General features: G+C 46.6%; 22 protein-coding genes. 12 read left to right on the forward strand and 10 right to left on the reverse strand.

The features are described 5' to 3' along the window. Positions 1–133: 133 nt before the first annotated feature. The 4 genes from ACINK7_RS02335 to thpR all read left to right on the forward strand — a co-directional run bounded on the left by ACINK7_RS02335 (position 134) and on the right by thpR (position 4,289). Complete coding sequence (locus ACINK7_RS02335; protein WP_404359632.1) at positions 134–754, forward strand: thiol:disulfide interchange protein DsbA/DsbL; 621 nt, start codon at positions 134–136, stop codon at positions 752–754. A 44-nt stretch (positions 755–798) separates the two neighbouring features. Then, complete coding sequence (locus ACINK7_RS02340; protein WP_404359633.1) at positions 799–2,334, forward strand: GGDEF domain-containing protein; 1,536 nt, start codon at positions 799–801, stop codon at positions 2,332–2,334. 909 nt (positions 2,335–3,243) lie between these two features. Beyond that, on the forward strand, positions 3,244–3,762 hold the full coding sequence (locus ACINK7_RS02345) for a hypothetical protein (RefSeq protein WP_404359634.1): 519 nt from the start codon (positions 3,244–3,246) through the stop codon (positions 3,760–3,762). Positions 3,763–3,773: 11 nt separating this feature from the next. Then, entirely contained in the window at positions 3,774–4,289 is a 516-nt protein-coding gene (gene thpR / locus ACINK7_RS02350; protein WP_404359636.1) for an RNA 2',3'-cyclic phosphodiesterase, read from the forward strand. A 47-nt stretch (positions 4,290–4,336) separates the two neighbouring features. On the opposite strand, the gene xseA is transcribed toward thpR, so the two are convergent. Beyond that, on the reverse strand, positions 4,337–5,686 hold the full coding sequence (gene xseA, locus ACINK7_RS02355) for an exodeoxyribonuclease VII large subunit (RefSeq protein WP_404359637.1): 1,350 nt from the start codon (positions 5,684–5,686) through the stop codon (positions 4,337–4,339). Positions 5,687–5,692: 6 nt separating this feature from the next. Continuing rightward, positions 5,693–6,406, reverse strand: coding sequence for a flagellar brake protein (locus tag ACINK7_RS02360; protein WP_404359639.1), 714 nt, complete (start codon positions 6,404–6,406; stop codon positions 5,693–5,695). 244 nt (positions 6,407–6,650) lie between these two features. On the opposite strand from ACINK7_RS02360, the gene ACINK7_RS02365 reads away from it, so the two are divergent. The 3 genes from ACINK7_RS02365 to ACINK7_RS02375 are packed head-to-tail and all read left to right on the forward strand — an operon-like array spanning position 6,651 to position 7,590. Next, positions 6,651–6,971 (forward strand): DMT family transporter, encoded by a 321-nt coding sequence (locus ACINK7_RS02365; protein WP_404359641.1) that lies wholly within the window; start codon positions 6,651–6,653, stop codon positions 6,969–6,971. Between the two features lie 5 nt (positions 6,972–6,976). Beyond that, a complete protein-coding gene (locus ACINK7_RS02370; RefSeq protein ID WP_404359643.1) occupies positions 6,977–7,267 on the forward strand; it encodes a DsrH/TusB family sulfur relay protein in 291 nt (96 codons plus the stop codon). Next, positions 7,258–7,590 carry a TusE/DsrC/DsvC family sulfur relay protein gene (locus ACINK7_RS02375; protein WP_404361403.1) on the forward strand — a complete coding sequence of 111 codons (333 nt, stop codon included), beginning with the start codon at positions 7,258–7,260 and terminating at the stop codon, positions 7,588–7,590. Before ACINK7_RS02370 ends, ACINK7_RS02375 begins: the two co-directional genes overlap by 10 nt. 22 nt (positions 7,591–7,612) lie before the next feature. Here ACINK7_RS02375 and ACINK7_RS02380 read toward each other — a convergent pair whose 3' ends face one another. Both ACINK7_RS02380 and ACINK7_RS02385 read right to left on the reverse strand, forming a co-directional pair. Further along, positions 7,613–8,005, reverse strand: a complete 393-nt coding sequence (locus ACINK7_RS02380) for an RNA-binding S4 domain-containing protein (protein ID WP_404359645.1) — start codon at positions 8,003–8,005, stop codon at positions 7,613–7,615. Beyond that, positions 8,006–8,365 carry a rhodanese-like domain-containing protein gene (locus ACINK7_RS02385; protein ID WP_404359647.1) on the reverse strand — a complete coding sequence of 120 codons (360 nt, stop codon included), beginning with the start codon at positions 8,363–8,365 and terminating at the stop codon, positions 8,006–8,008. A gap of 153 nt (positions 8,366–8,518) precedes the next feature. On the opposite strand from ACINK7_RS02385, the gene ACINK7_RS02390 reads away from it, so the two are divergent. Together ACINK7_RS02390 and ACINK7_RS02395 are read left to right on the forward strand one after the other, a co-directional pair. Beyond that, positions 8,519–8,902 (forward strand): DUF6394 family protein, encoded by a 384-nt coding sequence (locus ACINK7_RS02390; RefSeq protein ID WP_341327355.1) that lies wholly within the window; start codon positions 8,519–8,521, stop codon positions 8,900–8,902. A gap of 26 nt (positions 8,903–8,928) precedes the next feature. Further along, positions 8,929–10,665, forward strand: coding sequence for a potassium channel family protein (locus tag ACINK7_RS02395; protein ID WP_404359649.1), 1,737 nt, complete (start codon positions 8,929–8,931; stop codon positions 10,663–10,665). A 178-nt stretch (positions 10,666–10,843) separates the two neighbouring features. On the opposite strand, the gene ispH is transcribed toward ACINK7_RS02395, so the two are convergent. Continuing rightward, the gene (gene ispH / locus ACINK7_RS02400; RefSeq protein WP_404359651.1) at positions 10,844–11,788 is read right to left on the reverse strand and encodes a 4-hydroxy-3-methylbut-2-enyl diphosphate reductase; all 945 of its coding nucleotides are present in this window, start codon (positions 11,786–11,788) and stop codon (positions 10,844–10,846) included. Between the two features lie 213 nt (positions 11,789–12,001). Beyond that, on the reverse strand, positions 12,002–12,487 hold the full coding sequence (gene rraA / locus ACINK7_RS02405) for a ribonuclease E activity regulator RraA (protein WP_404359653.1): 486 nt from the start codon (positions 12,485–12,487) through the stop codon (positions 12,002–12,004). 232 nt (positions 12,488–12,719) lie between these two features. On the opposite strand from rraA, the gene ACINK7_RS02410 reads away from it, so the two are divergent. After that, complete coding sequence (locus ACINK7_RS02410; protein WP_404359654.1) at positions 12,720–14,744, forward strand: hypothetical protein; 2,025 nt, start codon at positions 12,720–12,722, stop codon at positions 14,742–14,744. A 33-nt stretch (positions 14,745–14,777) separates the two neighbouring features. On the opposite strand, the gene yegQ is transcribed toward ACINK7_RS02410, so the two are convergent. Next, entirely contained in the window at positions 14,778–16,118 is a 1,341-nt protein-coding gene (gene yegQ / locus ACINK7_RS02415) for a tRNA 5-hydroxyuridine modification protein YegQ (protein WP_404359656.1), read from the reverse strand. 385 nt (positions 16,119–16,503) lie between these two features. Between yegQ and ACINK7_RS02420 the strand changes: the two genes are divergently transcribed. Further along, complete coding sequence (locus ACINK7_RS02420; protein ID WP_404359658.1) at positions 16,504–16,644, forward strand: hypothetical protein; 141 nt, start codon at positions 16,504–16,506, stop codon at positions 16,642–16,644. A gap of 26 nt (positions 16,645–16,670) precedes the next feature. Here ACINK7_RS02420 and dtd read toward each other — a convergent pair whose 3' ends face one another. Next, complete coding sequence (dtd, locus tag ACINK7_RS02425; protein WP_404359660.1) at positions 16,671–17,117, reverse strand: D-aminoacyl-tRNA deacylase; 447 nt, start codon at positions 17,115–17,117, stop codon at positions 16,671–16,673. 507 nt (positions 17,118–17,624) lie between these two features. Between dtd and ACINK7_RS02430 the strand changes: the two genes are divergently transcribed. After that, on the forward strand, positions 17,625–18,434 hold the full coding sequence (locus ACINK7_RS02430; protein ID WP_404359663.1) for a thermonuclease family protein: 810 nt from the start codon (positions 17,625–17,627) through the stop codon (positions 18,432–18,434). A 176-nt stretch (positions 18,435–18,610) separates the two neighbouring features. On the opposite strand, the gene ACINK7_RS02435 is transcribed toward ACINK7_RS02430, so the two are convergent. Continuing rightward, on the reverse strand, positions 18,611–19,378 hold the full coding sequence (locus tag ACINK7_RS02435) for a DUF2063 domain-containing protein (protein WP_404359665.1): 768 nt from the start codon (positions 19,376–19,378) through the stop codon (positions 18,611–18,613). Continuing rightward, positions 19,359–20,210, reverse strand: a complete 852-nt coding sequence (locus ACINK7_RS02440; protein WP_404359667.1) for a DUF692 domain-containing protein — start codon at positions 20,208–20,210, stop codon at positions 19,359–19,361. The genes ACINK7_RS02435 and ACINK7_RS02440 overlap by 20 nt, the downstream gene beginning before the upstream one ends. Between the last annotated feature and the right edge of the window lie 13 nt (positions 20,211–20,223).

A 20,223-nucleotide genomic window follows, 5' to 3' on the forward strand; every position in this document is an offset into this window, starting at 1 on the left:
TTAAAGCTGGGTAAAGGTTTGAATGGTAATTCGATAGTTTAGTGGGCGATTGTCGGTTTCTTTGTCACGTTATTTGCCTTTTTTGGCGTCAATATGTTTTTATCGAGCCTGTATTTTAAGGAGAACTTGAATCATGTTAAATAATAAAATTGTTGTTAGTGTTTTTTTTGTGCTATTTGGTTTAGCCGGTCTGGTAAATGCAGAATCTCCGGGTTACGAAGTCTTGTCTACGCCACAACCGACTCAAAACCCCGATAAGGTCGAAGTGATCGAGTTCTTTTGGTACGGCTGCCCGCATTGCTATCATTTGGAACCTCATTTGAACAAATGGCTAAAAACTAAGCCCGATAATGTTGATTTTATCCGGCAGCCGGCTATCTTTAGTAGTTTATGGGAAAAACATGCCAAGGCGTATTTCACTGCGGAAGCGCTAGGTGTCGTCGATAAGGTGCATGCCGATTTTTTCGATGCGATTCAGAACAAAAAACAAAAATTGGAAAGCGAGGATCAGCTGGTTAAGTTCTTTAGCGAACATGGCGTTACTGAGGTCGATTTCCGCAATGCTTATAACTCCTTTCCTGTCGATTACAAAGTGCGCCAAGCTAAAACCATGGCGGCTCGTTATGGCGTCAATGGAGTTCCAGCCTTGATTATTAACGGTAAGTACCGTACAAGCGGGTCGCTGGCCAAGACTCAGCAAAACATGATTGAAGTTATGAATCGTCTAATAGAAAAGGAAAGTTCCAGTCAATAATATTAACCGCCCGATGGCTATGGGTTAAATCAGAGGTTTGTTCGATGGTTGTTTGGTCTAGGAAAGATTTCGATAGCGAATGGAAAGGTAAGTATTTTAAGTTGCTGCACGAGCAAGAAACTGCCGACAAGCAAACGCAAGAAAACGAAGTACTGCTTTGTAAAACAATAGCCCGGCTGACTTTAGCGGCGAAAGGGTTGAATCATCAACTCGACCCTTTTTTGATGCGGATTCATAAAACGGTTAAATCCGGGGTGAAGAGTGCGCAATTAAAAATAGAACTCGAAGGCTTGACCAAGTTTTCATTCAATATCGGTGATTCCGGGATGAGTGCTTTCGATGCAGCGCTTTTGTTTGATTATTTGCTCAAATTATATTCCGATGACAAGACCGTAAAGGCTTTAACGCTATTGCAGCAAAAATTCGAAAGCGGTGAATTTAAAACCAACGATGAGTTATTTTTGGCCTTGGTCAATGCAACTGAGCCTCAATCTATAGCGTCTTCCTTAGCTCCATCGGGTCACGCCGACAAAATCAAAACCGAGATACTCAGTCAGCAGCTTTTATTATTGTTAGAAGATATTGAGATTCCGTTCGAGTTCGAGGAATCGACCGAGCGGTTAAAAGTGCGGCTGCAAAATCAGTCTTCGGCTTCTTCGTTCAAGCAATTATTGAACGATTATGTTTCGCTGCTAGTTAAAATTAAAAACCATATTCAATCCGAACAAAAAGATATTAAGGATTTTTTGTCCGAATTAACCGAGCAATTAACCGAGTTAGGCTTGCAAGCGATCGGTGCGAATGACGCGAATCGACAAACCCAGATTAACCGTAACGAACTCGATCGCTTTGTTTCGACGCAAATGCAGGAATTACAAGACAGCTCTGCTAAAGCAACCACATTGGAACCGCTTAAGCAGTTGATCGGTACCCGTATTGCTCTAATCAATAAGGAGATTTTGCACCATCGGGAAAATGAGGAAAAAGCAAGGCAAAAAACCGAGCGACAGCTGAACGAATTGACCGATAAAATTAAACGCATGGAAAGCGAATCGAGCGATCTGAAATTAAAATTATCGATAGCCCTTGATAGGGCATTACGCGATCCTTTGACAGGGCTCGGTAATCGGATGGCTTACGATAATCGTCTCGAGCTCGAAATAACTCGTTGGAATAGACATAAAAGCCCATTGACGCTGATCATCTGGGATATCGATCATTTTAAAAAAATTAACGATACATTGGGCCATAAAGCCGGCGACAAGACGTTGAAAATCATTGCTAAATTATTGAGTGAAAATTGCCGGCACTTGGATTTTTTGTCGCGCTTCGGGGGGGAGGAGTTTACAATGTTGCTTCCTGAAACCGATCAGGAATCAGCATTGACACTGGCCAATAAGTTGCGAAAAATTATCGAAAAAACACGTTTCAACTCAGGTAACGGGTTTCTTACTATCACCTTGTCCTGCGGCATTAGTCAATTCCGAGAAGGGGACACGGCCGAATCGATTTTCGATCGGGCTGACAAGGCGCTTTATAAAGCCAAGCAAATGGGCAGAAATCGTTGCATGGCCGGATGAGTCTGGGGCATAAGCGCGAATCGTAGAATGCGCTTCGTGCATCTTTTACTACCTTTATACTCATGCGGGGCGGGTTATTTAACCCATCCCCAACGTTCCGGTTTAGCCTAAGGATTTCGTGAAAAATAACTTCCTGGAGCTATGAATTTTGTAGCGGGTTCGGTCAGCAATTCCCAGTTTGAGAAATTTCTCCGTGTTCGGGGATGCCTGTCGAGGAACGCCGTAAACCCATCCATGGGGGGCTTGACGGCGTCTAAACGCCAAGGATGGCGTGTATTAGGGCACCAACAGTAGGCGCTTTAGGCGATGCAGCAGGGCAGAAAATGCTCCTGCATTTTCTGCATTCATTACATCCTTGTAACTCAGCAATTGCCGACGACTGCAAGGATGCAGAGCAACGCAGGAGCAGTTGCCGAGGAGAAAAAATCTGCCCCTGCCGCCGACATCCTCGCCAAGTACGCTCCGCACACTTTTTTATTCTCAAATTGGGAATTGCTGAGATTCGGTAACTCGCTTGACAGGACGCCGTGAACCCAGCACCTAAATTAGCCATAATATTAAACATAGCCAATGGGCTATGGAATTTAGGTGCTGGGTGAATACGTCCGTGTAGGTCCCTCTCCTAGCGTTAGGTGAGGACCGAACATCCCGGTGCCTCCTTAGGCAATGCCGAAATTTCAAGTGCGAAAGGTATAAAGCATGTAGCCCGGATTGCGCTTCGCTGCATTCGGGCTACGCTGTTTAGACTTGCCGGAAGAGGTTGGTAGCGATTTGGCAGCGGTGTGCTCCGCTTAGCTTGATGCGCATGGGTAGCAAACCCCGTCCCGCTAAACAATTCGGTCTGCAGCAATATTTATTAAGTCATTTAATTATCGTCTAGCCGTCAATTTATTTCGAGGTTGCTTGCTCATGTTCATCAATACTTTAGCCTTGATTATCGCACAAGGCAGCCTGATCGGGCTTGTCGAGCTGTGTATCGTAGCTGTTTGTCTTTATGCGGTATTGTATATTAGCGCACCGTTTCCGGAGCTGGACGCTACGGAAGCCGCGCTTTCGACCGACGAGCCTTACCAGTATTTATTGGCAGGGTGGTTAGGCGAATTTCAATTGTGGCGGATTTTTTGGCCTTTTTTTGTGGTCCTGAATGGTGCTTTATATGGAGCGGATTATTGGGTTTGGACCGGGGGCATTAGTGTCTCGAGTTGGTGGAATATTCATTTTATTCTGGCGGCGCCTGTGCTTTGGTGGGCTGTCGGAATATGGCGAAGTTCACCAAAAAGCAGTTCACGCTTGTGGATCGCAATGTCAAGATTAGCTGTATTCGGTGTTTTAGCTGAATTCGTTATGAGACTCTATATCTATTTTAAATTGCCCAGACAGTTTTTCAATTGCGAAGAATTGATGTTGGATTATTTTAGTTGTTTTTAGGCTGAATAATCGTGAAAAGATTGTTTTTTGCGTTGTGGCCGGATGCGGCGGTCCGAAGCCAATGCGAAGAGTTGGCGCGTCGTTTGTTAAAGGCTGGAGATAGGTCAGTTAATCCGGGTAACCTTCATGTCACATTGGTATTTTTAGGGGCTGTTGACGACGCGCTCGAGTCGGCGATGGTTCGGGCCGCCGACGAAATGAAAAAGCTTGAGCCGGTCACGATCCATTTCGATGAGCTTAGTTTTTGGCGAAAGCCGGGCATAATATGCTTAACTAGCAGTCATCCAGACGATAAGTCGATGATTTTGGCCGAGCATTTGTCGACAATGGTTTCATCGTTCGATTATCCGATTGATGAGCGTTCGTATCGGCCCCATGTGACACTGATAAGAAAAGCCAAGCAATCGGTTCAAACGAAATTCGACCCGATTATTTGGCATTCCAATTCTTTTTGTTTAGTCGAATCATGCTCCGCGCCTGGGGGCGTTGATTATCGGGTTATTCAGCAGTGGCCGTTGCTTGGCTAATTAAAGTGTCGATGATTCGTTTGCGGATTGATTTTGGTGTGGATTTTTTAATCCTCGGTAATCGTTTCTACGCGACTGGTAAATCGTCCATTGGCCAAACGAGTCAATACAACAGCGTCTTTTTCGATTTGCCGGGTCGAGCGAATTACTGTGTCGGTTTCCGTGTCGGTGACGAGAGCATAGCCTCGATTCAGCGTTGCCAAAGGGCTGACCGCATGAAGCGTTTGGCCGGCTTGGTTGAGTCGCTGATGTAAGTGTTCGAATTTTCGTTGCCAGGCGCTATTGAGGCGCTGCTGAAGATAATGTTGTCGTAGGGCAAGGCTGTTGATTATATGCGCCGGAGATTGATTATGTAATTTTGCCGATTGAGTGTCTAGATTCGAGTGACATTGCAGCAGTTTACGCCGAGTCGCGCGGGCGAGTCTTAATTCCAGTTCGTCAAGGCGTTGGGCGTTAGCGGCTAGTTTTTGACCGGGGTGTTGTTGTTTTAGTCGCTTATCGAGCCAGGCTAAAGTTTGTGCTTTTTGCGTAAGTTGTCTGCCGAGATGTTGCGAAAGTTTGGTTTCCAGCGAGATAAAACGACTTTGCCATTCTCGCTGATCGGGAACTGCATGCTCGGCGGCGGCAGAAGGTGTAGCTGCGCGAAGATCGGCAACAAAATCGGCTATCGTCACGTCAATTTCATGGCCGACGCCGGCGATAACTGGAATGGCGCTTGCCGCGATTGCTCGCGCGACGGCTTCTTCGTTGAAGGCTTGCAGGTCTTCCAGAGAGCCGCCGCCGCGGCCGAGAATCAGTATGTCGCATTGGTCGAGCGTGTTGGCCAGATTCAATGCCCGTACAATATCGTGTTTGGCGTTATCGCCTTGCACCGAAACAGGATACAAAATGACCGGAATAGCTGGAAAGCGCCGTTTTAGTACGGTCAGAATGTCTCTGATTGCGGCGCCGCTAGGAGAGGTAATGATGCCGATGCAATGAGGCAGTGCCGGTAGAGGCTTTTTGCGAGAGACGTCGAACAGTCCTTCCTTCGATAATTGATGTTTAAGCGCTTCAAAGGCCATGCGCAGTGCGCCGTCCCCGGTTTCCTCGAGGTTTTCGACGACTAGCTGATAATCGCCGCGAGGCTCGTATAAGGTGACTTGTGCGGTTGCAATCACTTGCAGTCCGTTCGCCGGCTTAAACTTGAGACGGCGCAGTTGGGTCTTGAACATCGCGCAACGGATTTGCGCGGCATTATCTTTCAAGGAAAAATAAATGTGGCCGGAAGAGGGTGTGCTTAAATTAGAGATTTCCCCTTCTACCCGCACCGAGAAAAAATGCTCGATAAGCACTCGTTTGCTTTCCCGGTTGAGTTGTGAAACCGTATAGAGTTTACTGTCGAGTGTTAAGGGCATGTTCGTTTAGGTTTTTTGTTTAAGTTCTCGTTCGATTTGTTGCATATAGCGTTGTATGCAAGATTCGAAGGCGGGTGATATCGAGGTGAGTCGGCAGCCTATTTTCATGGTTTTGTCCGGCTTATTCGGGTTTAACGGTATGCGGTATAGCACTATAAAATCGACCGCGTCTTCTCCTAGATCGGCCAAGTTCAATCGGCAATTTTTAAAGATTTTACCGGGCGTTAATATTTGGTTAAGCGGCTCCGAATCGTTTAACAAGGAAAAACCGGGGATACTAATATCGTAGAGACGAAGTGGAATTACTTGGTCTTTAACGCTTAGTTTTAGATGGCTGGCTTTCGAAATTGGCGATTTAATTCGGTAAAATTGACGGCGTTGCAGCCACAGCATGCTTTCAGGTATTGGCATTGCAAACACGGTGTCGCCTTGATAGCGGGTTTTGACGATGTCTTTGCCCTCGAATTTTATTTTAATGCCCGACAATACGGTGCGGAAGACCGCATTTGATGTATCCGGTAATTGTCTGTTTTGGTATTCCTTGGGGCTGAGATCGAACAGAAGGCTATGTGTGTCCTTATCGATGGCAATTAATGTGGTGATGAACGATTCGTTATTGCCGATGTTTAGATTGATTAGGGCCTTCTCGTTAATCAGCAGTGCCAGATAATTGATGATCTGTCGTTGGTCGCGTACGATGTGATCCGATTGCTTGTTCATAATGGGGTGTAAATAAGTTATAAAAGTACAGCCTTTATGGCGAAGCATGGTTCTGCGCCGATGTGCTGTTTGAGTCGCTGCAAGCATCGAGGGTCTGAGATGGCGGGTTTTTTGTCGGAGCAGAAACCCGTCAAAACATTCTGAGTATTAATGTGGTAGGCTGAAAATCGATGTGCAGTCGGTCTATCAAACGATTTGATATTGTAGAATATTTAATTAATAAGTCTATGAAGGATTGAAGCGCGTGGCTTGGTTTTTGTTGTTATGTGCCGGTTTGGCGGAAATTGTTTTTGCATTGAGCTTAAAGTATAACCAAGGTTTTACTCGTCTTTGGCCAAGTTTAATGACAATCGTTTTTGGTGCGGCCAGTTTTTATTTGCTTATGTTGTCTATTAGAACGTTACCGCTGGGTACTGCATACGCGGTATGGACCGGCATGGGAGCGGTCGGCGTTGCCGTTATCGGCATCGTGCTTTTTAAGGAGTCCGCCGAAATTTTGCGGTTGTTTTCCATTGTCCTGGTCGTTGTCGGATTGGTGGGTCTGAAGTTAACACATATCGAATAATCAGTATGTTGCATTTGATTTTTCAGTCATCCGAAGTGGATGCCGTTTTGGAGCGTATTGAGGCCGGCGATGCTGTAATTTTTATAGGCTCATCAATACTTCGTCTGATCGAGAGAGGGAGTATGGCGAAGGTTTTAAAGCAATCGGCTAAAAGTTGTTATTTATGTTCATTGTCCGATGACTTGGCCTTGTTCGGCATCGACCGAGGTGATTTGATTGACGGAATCAGGGCTATCGAATATGCCGAGTGGGTCGAATTAGCCGTTATGCATCGGCAGTCTTTGTCATGGTGCTGAATGCCGAAGGGGAATTTCCCTCTCTGACGGATCAAGGATTTTTGATCGATATGAATGACTGGAACGAGGCAGTGGCGAGCGATCTTGCTAAGGCCAATTCGATTACATTAACCGATGCTCATTGGGAAATCATCTATTTTATTAGGGGCTATTATCTTCAATTTAAACACTTGCCAAACGCCAGGGTTTTTACTAAGGCAGTAGCTAAGCGTTTAGGGGCGGAAAAGGGTAATAGTCGTTATTTGCAACGATTGTTTCCGGATGGGCCGTTGAAGTCTGCGTGTAAGCTGGCCGGGTTGCCGAAGCCTCCGACTTGTTTGTGATTGAGGCGCCCATATATAGGGGTTAGCCTCGTTTGAAGCGGTGAATCAAGCGACGGTCTTTTTTGTTTGGTTTGGAAGGTCTTTCGAAGCGTTCGAAATTGGCCTGTTCTTCGCGTTGACGAATAATTAATTGTTGCCGTTTTTCTCGGCTTTCCGCGGTTTCTTCGTAAAGTAGCGCCGCTTCGGATGCAGGGCGGCGTTGACTGTTTAGGCCGATGACGGTAATGTCCCAGCTATATTGATCCTTATGGATGGAAAGCTTGGCGCCGGTGGCAATTTCTTTGCCTGGTTTGGTTCTTTGATTATTCAGGTGAACCTTGCCGCCGGACACTGCATCGGCGGCGAGCTTGCGCGTTTTGAAGAAGCGCGCAGCCCATAGCCATTTATCCAATCTTAACGATTCAACAGCGGGCATTTACTCGTCGGTTGCGTCGCTTTTTTGCCAAGCTTGATATCCGCCCTCTAGGCTGACGGCTTTACTATAACCCATTTTATTAAGCACTTCGGTAGCTAATGCCGAGCGTCCGCCGGTCTGGCAATAAACTAAAATATCGGTATCTTGTTTATTTTCGAAATCCGGGTGGCTAGCAATTTTAAATTCCAAAACACCTCTCGAAATGTTGATGGCTCCGGGCAGAGAACCGGCAACAAATTCACCGGGCGCTCGGACATCTAGAACTAAATATTTGGAAAAATCTGATTTTGCCGACGCAACATCCACTTCTTTGATGTTTTTCTTAGCGGCAGCAACAAGGTCCATTGCGGTTAATGCCATTGTAATTCTCCGGTTTGTAATTCAAAGCTTACAATTTTAACAATAAATATCAGTCAGCGTTGTGATTTTTTATCGATTGTTAATATCTTTCTAATTCTAATACAGATTAGGATAACATTCACAGTTTGATTTATATTCCGGAGCATTATTTAGATGAATTTTGAGAAAGTCGTTTTCGGTTTTTTTATCGTATTGTCATTAACCTTGAATTTCGGATTCTTTCTAGGGGAGATGGATAATCCCGAGCATCATAATGTTTTTGAGCTGTTTGCGATTATCGTCGTTAATTTTATTGCGACCGGCTTAAAGTTGGGCGATCGCTCGCAAATTGGCGCTGTGTTACTGGCGACTAGTCTGGTTGCCGACCTGCACTTGGTGGCGGCTGCTACATATTGGACCGTTGTTATTCATGTAACCGAAACCGGATTGACGTCCGATGTAATGGTAAGCATTATTTCGCTAAGCGGCGGGGCTTTGCTGGCTAATTTTATATCCGTCATTATTTTGGTATCCGATACGCTGATGTCTCGGTTGTAATGAACGATTTAACAGAGGGGTAGCGCATGGCGGAAAGTACCGATTTAAGCCGAGTCAGTTTTATTGTCATGCGCGAAATGCGCAGACCGGTGATGGCTTTGATTACGGTTTATGCAGTGTCAATTTTGGGAATGGTCTTTATTCCCGGTCATGAAGTCGACGGTAAACCCCAATACTTAAGTGTATTTCACGCGTTTTATTTTATGACCTATACCGCGACGACGACCGGTTTTGGAGAAATTCCTTTTGAATTTAACGATGCTCAAAGGCTTTGGGCGATGGTTTGTCTGTATGTGAGCGTGATTACCTGGTTTTATGCGATAGGAAGTATCGTAAGACTTTTCCAGAACCCTTTCTTTGTGCGAGCGGTCGAGGAGCGAAAGTTTTCTCGGCAGGTGCTTAGGATTTCCGAGCCTTATTTTATTATCTGCGGTTTCGGCGACACCGGTAGCGTATTGGCTCGCGGTTTAAGCGATTATGGTGTTCCGGCAGTTTTCATCGATGGCGATGAGGATCGGATTAGGGCATTGACGTTGAGGGATTACCGGGTGCCGATGCCGGGTTTATGCGCAGATGCAAGCGTGCCTAAGCATTTACTTGAAGCAGGCATCAGAAGACGCAATTGCCAAGCGATTGTTGCAATTACCAATAACGAAGAGATTAATCTAAAAATTTCTGCATTGGCGCGTTTGTTGAATCCGAGTATCAGAATTATTACGTTGTCAAAGGTCGATGTTTTCGAAGAAACGCTCGCGAATTTGGGGGGCGAGGTTCATATCGTCGATCCGTTCAAAATGTTCGCGAAGGTGTTGGTAACGACGATGACGCATCCTAGTTTTTATCCGTTGAATAACTGGCTAGTTAGGGCGCCCCGGGTTCGTCTCAGCGATGCTATTAAGCCGCCGTTCGGAAAATGGATTGTCTGCGGCTACGGACGGATGGGGCATGAAATCAATCATGCCTTGGTCAAGCAAGGCATGAAAACGGTGGTTATTGATCCGCATGACTGTAGCGAAGAAGAGGGGATCGATAGTTACATCGTGGGGCGGACCACGGCTAAAACCTTGGCGCAGGCCGGAATAGAAAATGCCGTAGGGATTTTGGCGGGAACCGACGATGACGGGCATAACCTAGGAATATTGCTGAATGCGCGTAAACTGAATGGTAACTTGTTTACCTTGGTTCGGCAAAATCGCCATGAAAATCGAATTGCTTTCGAGGCGTCGCAAATCGATATGATTATGCAGCCGACGTTGGTGACCGCGCGGCGTGTTTTATTTTTGCTGGTCGCCCCGCTATTAAAGCCTTTTTTTCAGCATTTGTTGAAAGACGAACCGGGTAGAAAGGAGGATATGGCGAAGGTGATTCAGCAGCTCGAGCAAAAAATCGGGCGTAGGCAGCCGCATTTAATCACAGTGGATATTGAGAGAGACCGCTGTAGCGCAGTTGCTGCATGCCTGGAGGAAGGGGAGCAGGTGCTGTTGGGAGATATTTTAAAGCATCCCGATAATTTTAATCGAAAACTTGATTTGATTGCCTTTGTCGTTAAGTCGGGAGAAGTGATAAGTGTACTTCCCCCAGACGACTATCGAATTAAAATTGGCGATCAAATTTTGTTTTGCGGAACAGGGGCGTCGCGGCGCTTGCTGAATGCAACGCTTAATAATGAATATAATCTATTCTATGTGCGCAACGGTGTACATTTGCCTAAAGGTTATTTCATGCGTTGGTATGCTCAGCGGCAGAACCGGCCGGTTGCATGAATAGATAAGATGAAAGATGAAAGATGAATGGTGAATGGTGAATGGTGAATGGTGAATGGTGAATGGTGAATGGTGAATGGTGAATGGTGAATGGTGAATGGGCGCGTTATAGGAGGGGTTAGTGCTTGATTCGTGTTTTTGGGCGTCCTTGCCCGGGTTTTTCTAAAGACCTAAGTCACTATGCGGTTTTTTTTAGACCTCTGGGCAGAGAAAAGACGACTTTCTCTTCAATGCCTTTGTTTTCAGTAATTGATTGACCGCCCCAGGCTTTCAATTGGTTGATAACTTCTTGTACCAGAACTTCCGGTGCCGATGCTCCTGCAGTAACGCCTACGGCAGAGATGTCGTCGAACCACTCTTGGTTCATGTCGTTAGCAGTGTCGATTAAATAAGCAGGCTTGCCCAGTTGTTCGGCGATTTCCCGTAAGCGGTTAGAGTTGGAACTATTCGGAGAGCCGACCACGAGAATCAAATCGGTTTTATTGGCAAGATCATAAACGGCATCCTGCCGGTTTTGCGTGGCATAACATATATCGTCCTTTTTCTGTTCCTGAATTGAGGCAAAACGTGCTCGGAGTGCGTCGACCATCACTTTTGTGTCGGTCATGGACAGCGTCGTTTGCGTCACGTAGGCCAGATTATTAGGATTATTGACCTTCAACTTAGCGACATCTTCCGGTGTTTCGACTAAATAAATGCCGCCGTTTTCGGTGCATTTTTCATATTGACCCATTGTGCCTTCGACTTCCGGGTGGCCGGCGTGACCGATCAGTATGACCTCTCTGTCTTGTTTGGCGTGCTTGGCAACCTGCAAATGGACTTTGGTGACTAGGGGGCAGGTTGCATCGAAAACGGTTAAATTACGCTCCTCGGCTTCTTCTTGGACTTTTTTCGAAACGCCGTGTGCGCTGAAAATCAAATAAGAGCCGACAGGGACATCGCTCAAGTCTTCGATGAAAATCGCGCCTTTATCTTTAAGGCCGTCGACGACGGTTCTGTTATGGACGACTTCATGGCGGACGTATATCGGGGCGCCGAACGCTTCGAGAGCTTGATCAACGATTTCAATGGCCCTATCCACTCCGGCACAAAATCCACGGGGGTTGGCGAGTATTATTTGCATATCTTGACTAAATTAGTAGGTTAAGGTGGGATTATTTTAACCCAGCTTTAACATTTGCCAATCATAAAATATTGAATATTGAATAAAAGCGAATGGTATGGTGCTACATTGTAGCCTGAGTCTTTTAAAAAGCTGCGTAAAAGCGGGCATGATTTTTTAACTTGTATAGTTCAATAGATTAGGCAGAATGCGCTATATTTAGTAAGGGCTGTGTTAACTCAATTCTGCCTCTGAGACGATAATTCCATCACTATCGGCATATAAAAAATAATCTTTTCTAAATTGTACGCCTGCGAAAGTCACAATGCTGTCCTGTTCTCCTTGGCCCTTTGTTGTGCTTTTAAGCGGATGCGCGTGGAGCGCGCGAATCCCGATCGGAATCGTATCGATTGCGGCCGCATTGCGAATACAGCCATAGACCACGATTCCTTGCCAGCCGTTATCGTAGGCCAATTGAGCAAGCTCCCGGTCGATCAGGGCGCAGCGGTGCGAACCTCCGCCGTCGACGACTAAGACGCGTCTCGATACTTTTGTCGATAAGGTTGATTTGACTAATGCATTGTCTTCAAAAGTTTTAATCGTCGTAATTTGCCCGCAAAAAGCCGGCGTTGCTCCGAATATTCTGAAAGTGGGGTCGGCGATTTGAAAGCCGTTAATTCCGGAGTATTCGTCACATAGATCGGCAGTGGTAAACGTCATTGGCATTACCGTGATTAAGGCTGTTGGAAACATATCATAACAGAATTGCGGTAAAAATAGTTTGTGATGGATGTATTTGAGGAGTCGAATTGGTGCTTCATTGTGTCATAGTGGTGCATTACTCAAGAATAGACCAAGGCGGGTATTTTATTTCTACTTGAGATGTCATTTTGGCATGATTAGTGTTTAAGTTTGGGGGTGGGGTACTGATGACGGATAAATTAAGCTATTTATGAACACGATAATTGAAACGAATAAAACTAAGTTATTGTCTGCCATGCCGGCCGTAAAGAGTTACGAGGCTCGTCTTGCCTCGCTAAACGATTGGTGGGGGAAAATTGCGTTGATCGGTAAGATCAATAGCCATAATGTGGCGTCGACCATTCTTGACGACATGAATTTGACGAAAAGTAAATTCGGCGAGTTGCAACAGAAGCTGACTTATAATTTGCTGGTCGAGAATTTGAAAAAATTAGTGCTTGATAATTCATCGAAGGCGCAAGTCGCGATCGATTTACTGATTCGTAATTTGTTTGAACGCACGGCGGATGTGGGTTTTTTAGCCACAGACGACGATATTCGCTCTTTCCTTATTTCCGGAAACTCAGATCGGGAAGGGATTGATTTTATCGAAAATCGACTGCGCGAATATGTAAAAAAGTATAGCGTATATGACGAGATCATTATTTTCGATACCGAGGGGCGGGTTAAAGCGCATTTGGACAACGAGAACCCGATCAGTCATTCAACGGATCCTCTTATTGCCGAAACTCTAAAATCGAGTGCGGAATATACCGAAACGTTTCGATATTCGGAATTACAGTCGAATAAACAGCATTCGCTGATTTATTCCTGCAAAATAACCGAAAGTAACCAGCAAGGAGCGAAAGCAATAGGCGTTTTATGTTTATGTTTTCGGTTCGACGATGAAATGGCTGGCATTTTCGGCGATCTACTAGCAGCGGGTGACGATGGCACGCTAATGATATTGGGTACCGACGGAAAAGTAATCGCTAGTAGCGATGAGCAATTAATGCCGCTACAAGCGGCTTTTGCTAATGCTAATCCGGTAAATATCGCGTCGTATAAGCTGCGCGAATATATTGTTAACACTCGACAAACCAAAGGGTATCAGGGTTTTTTCGGATTAGGTTGGACCGGGCGCATGATGACGCCGTTGGAAACGGCTTTTAAACGTAATGAAGCAGTCGATAGAGGAAGCGCTTACACCGATATTATCGATCAAGCCAGTACCTTTCCTCAAGAGTTGAAAGATATTCGTAAAGCCTCCTCCGATATCAATGCCGACCTCGGCTTGTTGGTGCTTAACGGCCAAATTGCATCGGCCCGGAAAAATGCGGCCGAATTTATGCCGGTTTTGGAGGCCATCAAACAAATCGGTTTCGATATTGCGAATATATTCGCCGATTCGGTCAATAGCCTTCAGGAAGTCACGGTCATGTCTTCGCATTTGAATAATGCAGGGTTTTTGGCGTCGTTGGCGGTCGATATCATGGATCGTAATTTATACGAACGAGCTAACGATTGTCGGTGGTGGGCGTTGACATCGACTTTTAGACACTGTTTGGCTCAACCGGAAATTTCGGTAAAGGATGAGCAGCGGATGACGGACATATTGCAATACATCAACGCTTTGTACACGGTTTATACTAATCTCTATCTTTACGATAAAAACGGTCGTATCTTGGCGGTGTCGAATTCTTACGAGCGCTCGTTATTGGGTATGCAAGTCGATGAGCGAAGCGGAGCGCCGGCAGCGTTGAGAAACAGTAATTCGCAAAGCTACAGCGTTTCGCCATTCATCCGGACACCATTTTACGGCAACCGCTATACCTATATTTATAATGCCTCGATCACGCATTTGGCAAGTCCGGATCAAGTGCTCGGCGGGATCGGCATCGTTTTTGATAGTGAGCCGCAGTTTTCGAGCATGCTCGATGAAGTTTTACCGCGCGACGAAGCGGGAAAATTGCTCGAAGGATGTTTTGCGTTTTTTACCGACCGCAGCAAAACGATCATTGCTTCGGCTAATCACTCGTCGCTCGGTGCCGGAGATTCGCTGGCGATCGACGCCCGTTTTTTTTCGATGCGGGCAGGACAAAGAGGTTCCGCAGTCATTCAATACAATGGCGTCCAATATGTTTTAGGAATGGCTGTGTCGAAAGGTTACCGCGAATACAAAACCGTCGACGGTTATAGCAACGACGTGTTTGCATTCGTGTTTATTCCTTTTTAAACAAAGTAGCGCAAGTCTTGGCAAGGATTGCCATTAAAAATAACGCGCCAACAGTCCGTGTTGCGGGCTTATTTCCGGCAGCGGTATTTTTACCTCGTAGCCGCCGCCTAGAGCTTCTTGCATCGGTTGGCCGTGCAGGTCTTCCATATGTTCGACGATAATGTCGCGGTTGCCTTCGGGTAAAATCAATTCAATTTTATCGCCGACCGAGAATTTGTTTTTGACGTCAATTTCGGCCATGCCGGTCGCCGAATCGAAGTGTCTAATTTCACCGCAAAATTGTTGCTGATGGCTTTTCGAATAACCGGTAATATAGTTTTGATGCTCATGCGTGTGGTGGCGTTGATAAAAGCCGTCCGTATAACCCCGGTTGGCAAGGTTTTCCAAGACGCCGAGCAATTGTGGATTAAACGGACGTTCGGCCAGTGCGTCGTCGATTGCTTGGCGATAGGTTTGCGCGGTTCGTGCCACATAATAATGCGATTTGGTTCGGCCCTCTATCTTAAGGCTGTCGACGCCGATTTCGACCAAGCGTTGAATATGTTCGATCGCGCGCAGGTCTTTCGAATTCATGATGTAGGTGCCGTTTTCATCTTCCATGACCGGCAGCAGTTCGCCTTTACGTCCTTCTTCCTCTAAAAAATAAACCTTATCGGCCAAGGGGTGGCGCTCGGCGCCGCCGCAGCTGGCATTACTGATTTCGGACATCGACAAGGCGCCGCCATCCAACACATAATCGCCTTCGGCATTTTCATGCGCGGGTAGCGTGTCGTATTTCCAGCGGCAGGAATTGGTGCAAGTACCCTGATTCGGGTCGCGGTGGTTAAAATAACCGGACAGCAAGCAGCGGCCCGAATAGGCAATGCACAGCGCGCCATGCACGAAGACCTCCAATTCCATGTCCGGACATTGCTGGCGGATTTCGGCAATTTCATCGAGCGACAATTCCCGCGACAAAATAATGCGTTGCACCCCGATTGTTTGCCAAAATTTGACCGTGGCATAGTTGACGGTATTGGCTTGTACGGACAAATGCACCGGCATTTCCGGCCAATTTTCCCGAACCATCATTATCAAACCGGGGTCCGCCATGATCAATGCGTCCGGTTTCATCGCGATGATCGGAGCGATGTCGGCTAGGAAAGTCTTGATTTTGCTATTATGCGGAATGACATTGGTCGCCAGAAAAAACTTTTTTCCGAGCCGGTGCGCTTCGTCGATGCCTTTGGCTAAGTTGTCGGCCAGAAAGTCGTTATTGCGCACGCGCAGACTATATCGCGGTTGGCCGGCATAAACTGCGTCCGCGCCGTAAGCGAAAGCGTAACGCATGTTTTTAAGGGTTCCGGCAGGAGAAAGTAATTCAACGGATTTCATTATTAGGTTAGAGTCGTATAATCAGCGATTGGAAAAGATTCGGTGCGGAGCGAATTTGAAGAACGGCGCCGTCGAATCATGATTCATAATTGACGATATTTTATCACTTAAGTTCTATCCGTCCGCAAATCGTTGTAATTTACTCGTTATACCTTTCGCGCTTCAAATTTCGGCAGTGTCTTAGGAGGCGCCGGGGTGGCTAGGTCGATTTTTGCTCCTGCAAAATCGACATTCACTCCATCCATGGCGCTCGCTAAGGCTTTGCCAGCATAGATGTATTCACGGCGTCCTTTGACGGGTACCCCGGTGCCGAATTTTGATCTACGATGGGTATAAATCCCGGGCGTGGAGCTTTTTCGATTCTATTGACGCGGCGAGAAATTGAATGGCGGCTTGGTGCTTTGTATTTTTGGCGGCAAGTCTTATTATCGGCAATGCTTTGATTTTGTTGCGAACCGCCAATATTCCAAGGTTGCCCAAACACGCGAAAGATCGTGCTGAGCGGCAAGATGAAGACGGCGGTTAGATATTTGCTCCTGGGTGCGCAAATATTCAGCGCGGGGAGACTCTTAAACTAAAGGTTACCGGCCCGTCATTAACCAGCGAGACTTGCATGTCGGCGCCGAATTGACCGAATTGAACCTGTGTATGCAAGTCGACGGCTTTTTTTTGCAAATAATTGAAGAGTGTCAAACCATGTTCGGGGGAAGCGCCTCGGCTGAAACTAGGCCGATTGCCGCTGTCGGTGTCTGCCGCCAGCGTGAATTGCGGCACCAATAACAAGCCGCCATTAATGCTGCGCAGACTGAGATTCATCTTGCCCTCGGCGTCGGCGAAAATGCGGTAGTTTAGGATTCGTTCCAGCAAGCGGTCCGCTTCCTTTTCGGTGTCGTTTTTTTCGACCGCGACCAGAGCGAGTATGCCGCGTTCGATCAGAGCGATTTCTTGTTGCTCGACAATCACTTTTGCGCAGGCCACGCGTTGAATAACGGATATCATGGGATGTTTCTGTACAATAGCGTTTATTGGCACGGAATTATAGCGTTCCGGCTCGATATCGGCTAATCGTTAAACCTAAAATCGGCAGTTTAACTATGAAGCACATGAAGTTCATTAAGTAGCTCAAGAGCTTAAAGTTTTATATGAACGCGCAACAAGTTATTGCATTAACTTATTATTCTTCATGATCATCATGGTGAAATGCTTTTTCTAGGTCAAACCTTATTAAGGATTTGGTCATAAATAACCTCCCTATTTTTAATGCAAGGCAAGCAGGTTCGGTAATTCGATTGGCAGGTGTCGGCGGCAGGGAAAGCCGCCGTCAAGCCTACACGGACGTATTCACCCAGCACCTAAATTCCATAGCCCGTTGGTCATAGTTAATTATTTTGGATAATTTAGGTGCTGGGTTCACGGCGTCCTGTCAAGCGAGTTACCGAACCCGCTACAAAACTCATAGTTCCAGGAAGTTATTTTTCACGAAATCCTAAATCCATGCTCCAGGTCTTGCTTAAATCAATTGTTCTTTTGCTGGGTATCTCTGCCGCCTGCGCCGATGAAATTTATCGCTGGCAAGATGAAAACGGCAAATTATATTTTTCGGACAAGCGACGAGAAGGCGCCGAGCGTCTTACGATAAACCCCGGCTATTCTTATCACCGCATTCAATATGTTTATGACGGAGACACGGTGAAGCTGGCAGACGGTAGAAAAATTCGCTTACTCGGCATCAACGCGCCGGAGGTCGAAGGGCGCGATAAAAACGCGGAGGCTGGAGGCGAAGAAGCTAAACGTTGGTTAACTCACGCATTGAAAGGCAAGCGCGTGCGTTTGGTTCTCGATACCGAACAAAAGGACAAATACGGGCGGGTACTTGCGCATTTATTAACCGAGGACGGTCTGCATCTCAATTTAGAGTTGGTTAGATTAGGCTGGGCTTCGCTCAATATTTTTCCTCCGAATTTGCTTTATAGCGACGAAATGCTCCTCGCCCAGACTGAAGCCGAAAAAAACTCGCGCGGCATCTGGAAACTGCCTGAATACAGAATCAAGCCGGCTTCAAGTCTTCGAGCGGGTAATCATAGAGGCTGGCAGCGAATTTCCGGGCGCGTGAAAAAAATCAGAACGACGCGTAAATATGTTTATTTGGCGCTTAGCGATCATGTCGATTTTCGCATCGAACGCGCTAATTTAGCTTTGTTTCCAAACCCGAATAGCTATGTCGGCAAAGAAGTGGAAATTCGCGGCTGGCTTAATCGGTCCAAGGAACGTTATTCGATGCTGATCCGCCATCCTAGTTCGGTCAAGGTGCTCTGAGTAGCTGCGAAACCTTAGACTGTGATCTCGCGTTAATCGTTGATAACATGAAATACCCCATCAATGCTCAAATTTAAAGATCGTAGGGTACGCTCCGCGTACCTTTTCGTAAGTTTTTCAGGCTTACTAAGCCAAAAAAGGTATGCGACGCGTATCCTGTGACCCACTTTGAATTTTTAAGCGCTATAAATAATCGACTTGTCCGCTAATTCGCGCAAGGTTTTCAAGCCTTGGTCGATAACCAGCTGCGTATCGCTTGCCCGGAGTTCACCCGCAAGCTGCGTTAAGCAAGATTCGGCAGTGATTCCCGGGGTATTTTGCAGGATCTCCATAAGACGATAGGTCGATGGCGTTATTTGCATGAACTTCACGTTATCGTCCGGAGTCCGGTAAACGATCAAAAAACTGGGTTGTTCGGGCGCGTCATAAGGAATGAAGTCTGTCGAAATTTGATGAACCGGAAAACGATAGGCTAAAAGCCAAGCCAGCGGCGACAGAAATAACGGCAAAGGCCTTAAATTCATCTCAGACGAAATGGTTGCGGGCGCTTCTTCCTTTGCGATTGCCAGCGCCATTTCCACCCATTCGTAATGCGCGAGTTCGAGCATGAATGGCAAATCGTCCGGACACTTGCGTTCGTTTTGCAAATAATCCAAAAATTCTTCTGGGATTTCAGAAAAATAGGGCGTGCTGCTGCGGTGTTCCGAATAAAAGTCCCGCGCGAGCGCAAGCCAGCTTTCCTCTGAGAGCAGCGATTTCAATACCGGAAAGTTGCTCGATAAAAAGCTTTCGACATTATTAAAAAACAACTCGCGGTACATCGACATGCGTTCCGGGGCCGCATCGTCCGGAGCCGGGTTTCGGTCGGGGTTTCGAATGAAAGCGGCAAATTCTTGCTGTTTGGCTTTGAAGTCGATTTTGGCTTTATGCTGTTCTACGCTCATGTTGCTTTTTCCAAGCCTGTTGAATGGCGGCGATCGTTTCGGTTTCCTTGATTAACTCCGGCAGTGGCGGAATGTTGAAGTCCCGCTCCAGCAAGGTCGGGAATATGCCGTAGAGTTCGTAAGCCTTGCCAAGCAGTTTCCAGACCGGGTCGATGACAGGGGCGCCGTGCGTGTCGACCAAAAAGTCTTCGGCTGCGACATAATGACCGGCAATATGCGCATAGGCGATTCTCTGCACGGGTATTGCCCTTAAAAACGTTTCGGCATCGTAGCCATGATTGACGCTATTGACATAGATATTGTTGAGATCGAGCAAGATCTCGCAATCGGCTTCGTTGACCACGGCGTTGAAAAAATCGATTTCATCCATTTCCTGGCCCGGTGCTGCATAATAGGAAACATTTTCGATTGCGATTTTTTGTTCGAGAATGTCCTGTACGCGGCGGATACGCGCTGCGGTGTGGGTAATCGCTTCTTCGGTAAAAGGAATCGGCATTAGGTCGTACAGGTGGCCGTTTTTACTGCAATAGCTAAGGTGTTCGCTATACAGTTTGATACCGTGTTCGGCCATGAAGGATTTGACGGCTTTGACAAAGGTTTCGTCAAGCGGGTCGGTGCTGCCGATCGATAATGAAAGTCCGTGACAAACAAAGTCGAAACGCTCAGTCATATTGCGTAGTTGTCGGCCGAATTTGCCGCCGATCGTTATCCAATTTTCGGGAGCGATTTCGTAAAAATCGACTGATGCGGGAGGCGTGTCGACGATGCTATTTAGAAAAGTTCGGCGTAAACCGAGACCTACGCCACGGACTAGATGTTGAGTCGTGTTCATCGGAACACCTGTT

It is taken from the genome of Methylotuvimicrobium sp. KM1 (assembly GCF_044788715.1).
Taxonomy (GTDB): domain Bacteria; phylum Pseudomonadota; class Gammaproteobacteria; order Methylococcales; family Methylomonadaceae; genus Methylotuvimicrobium.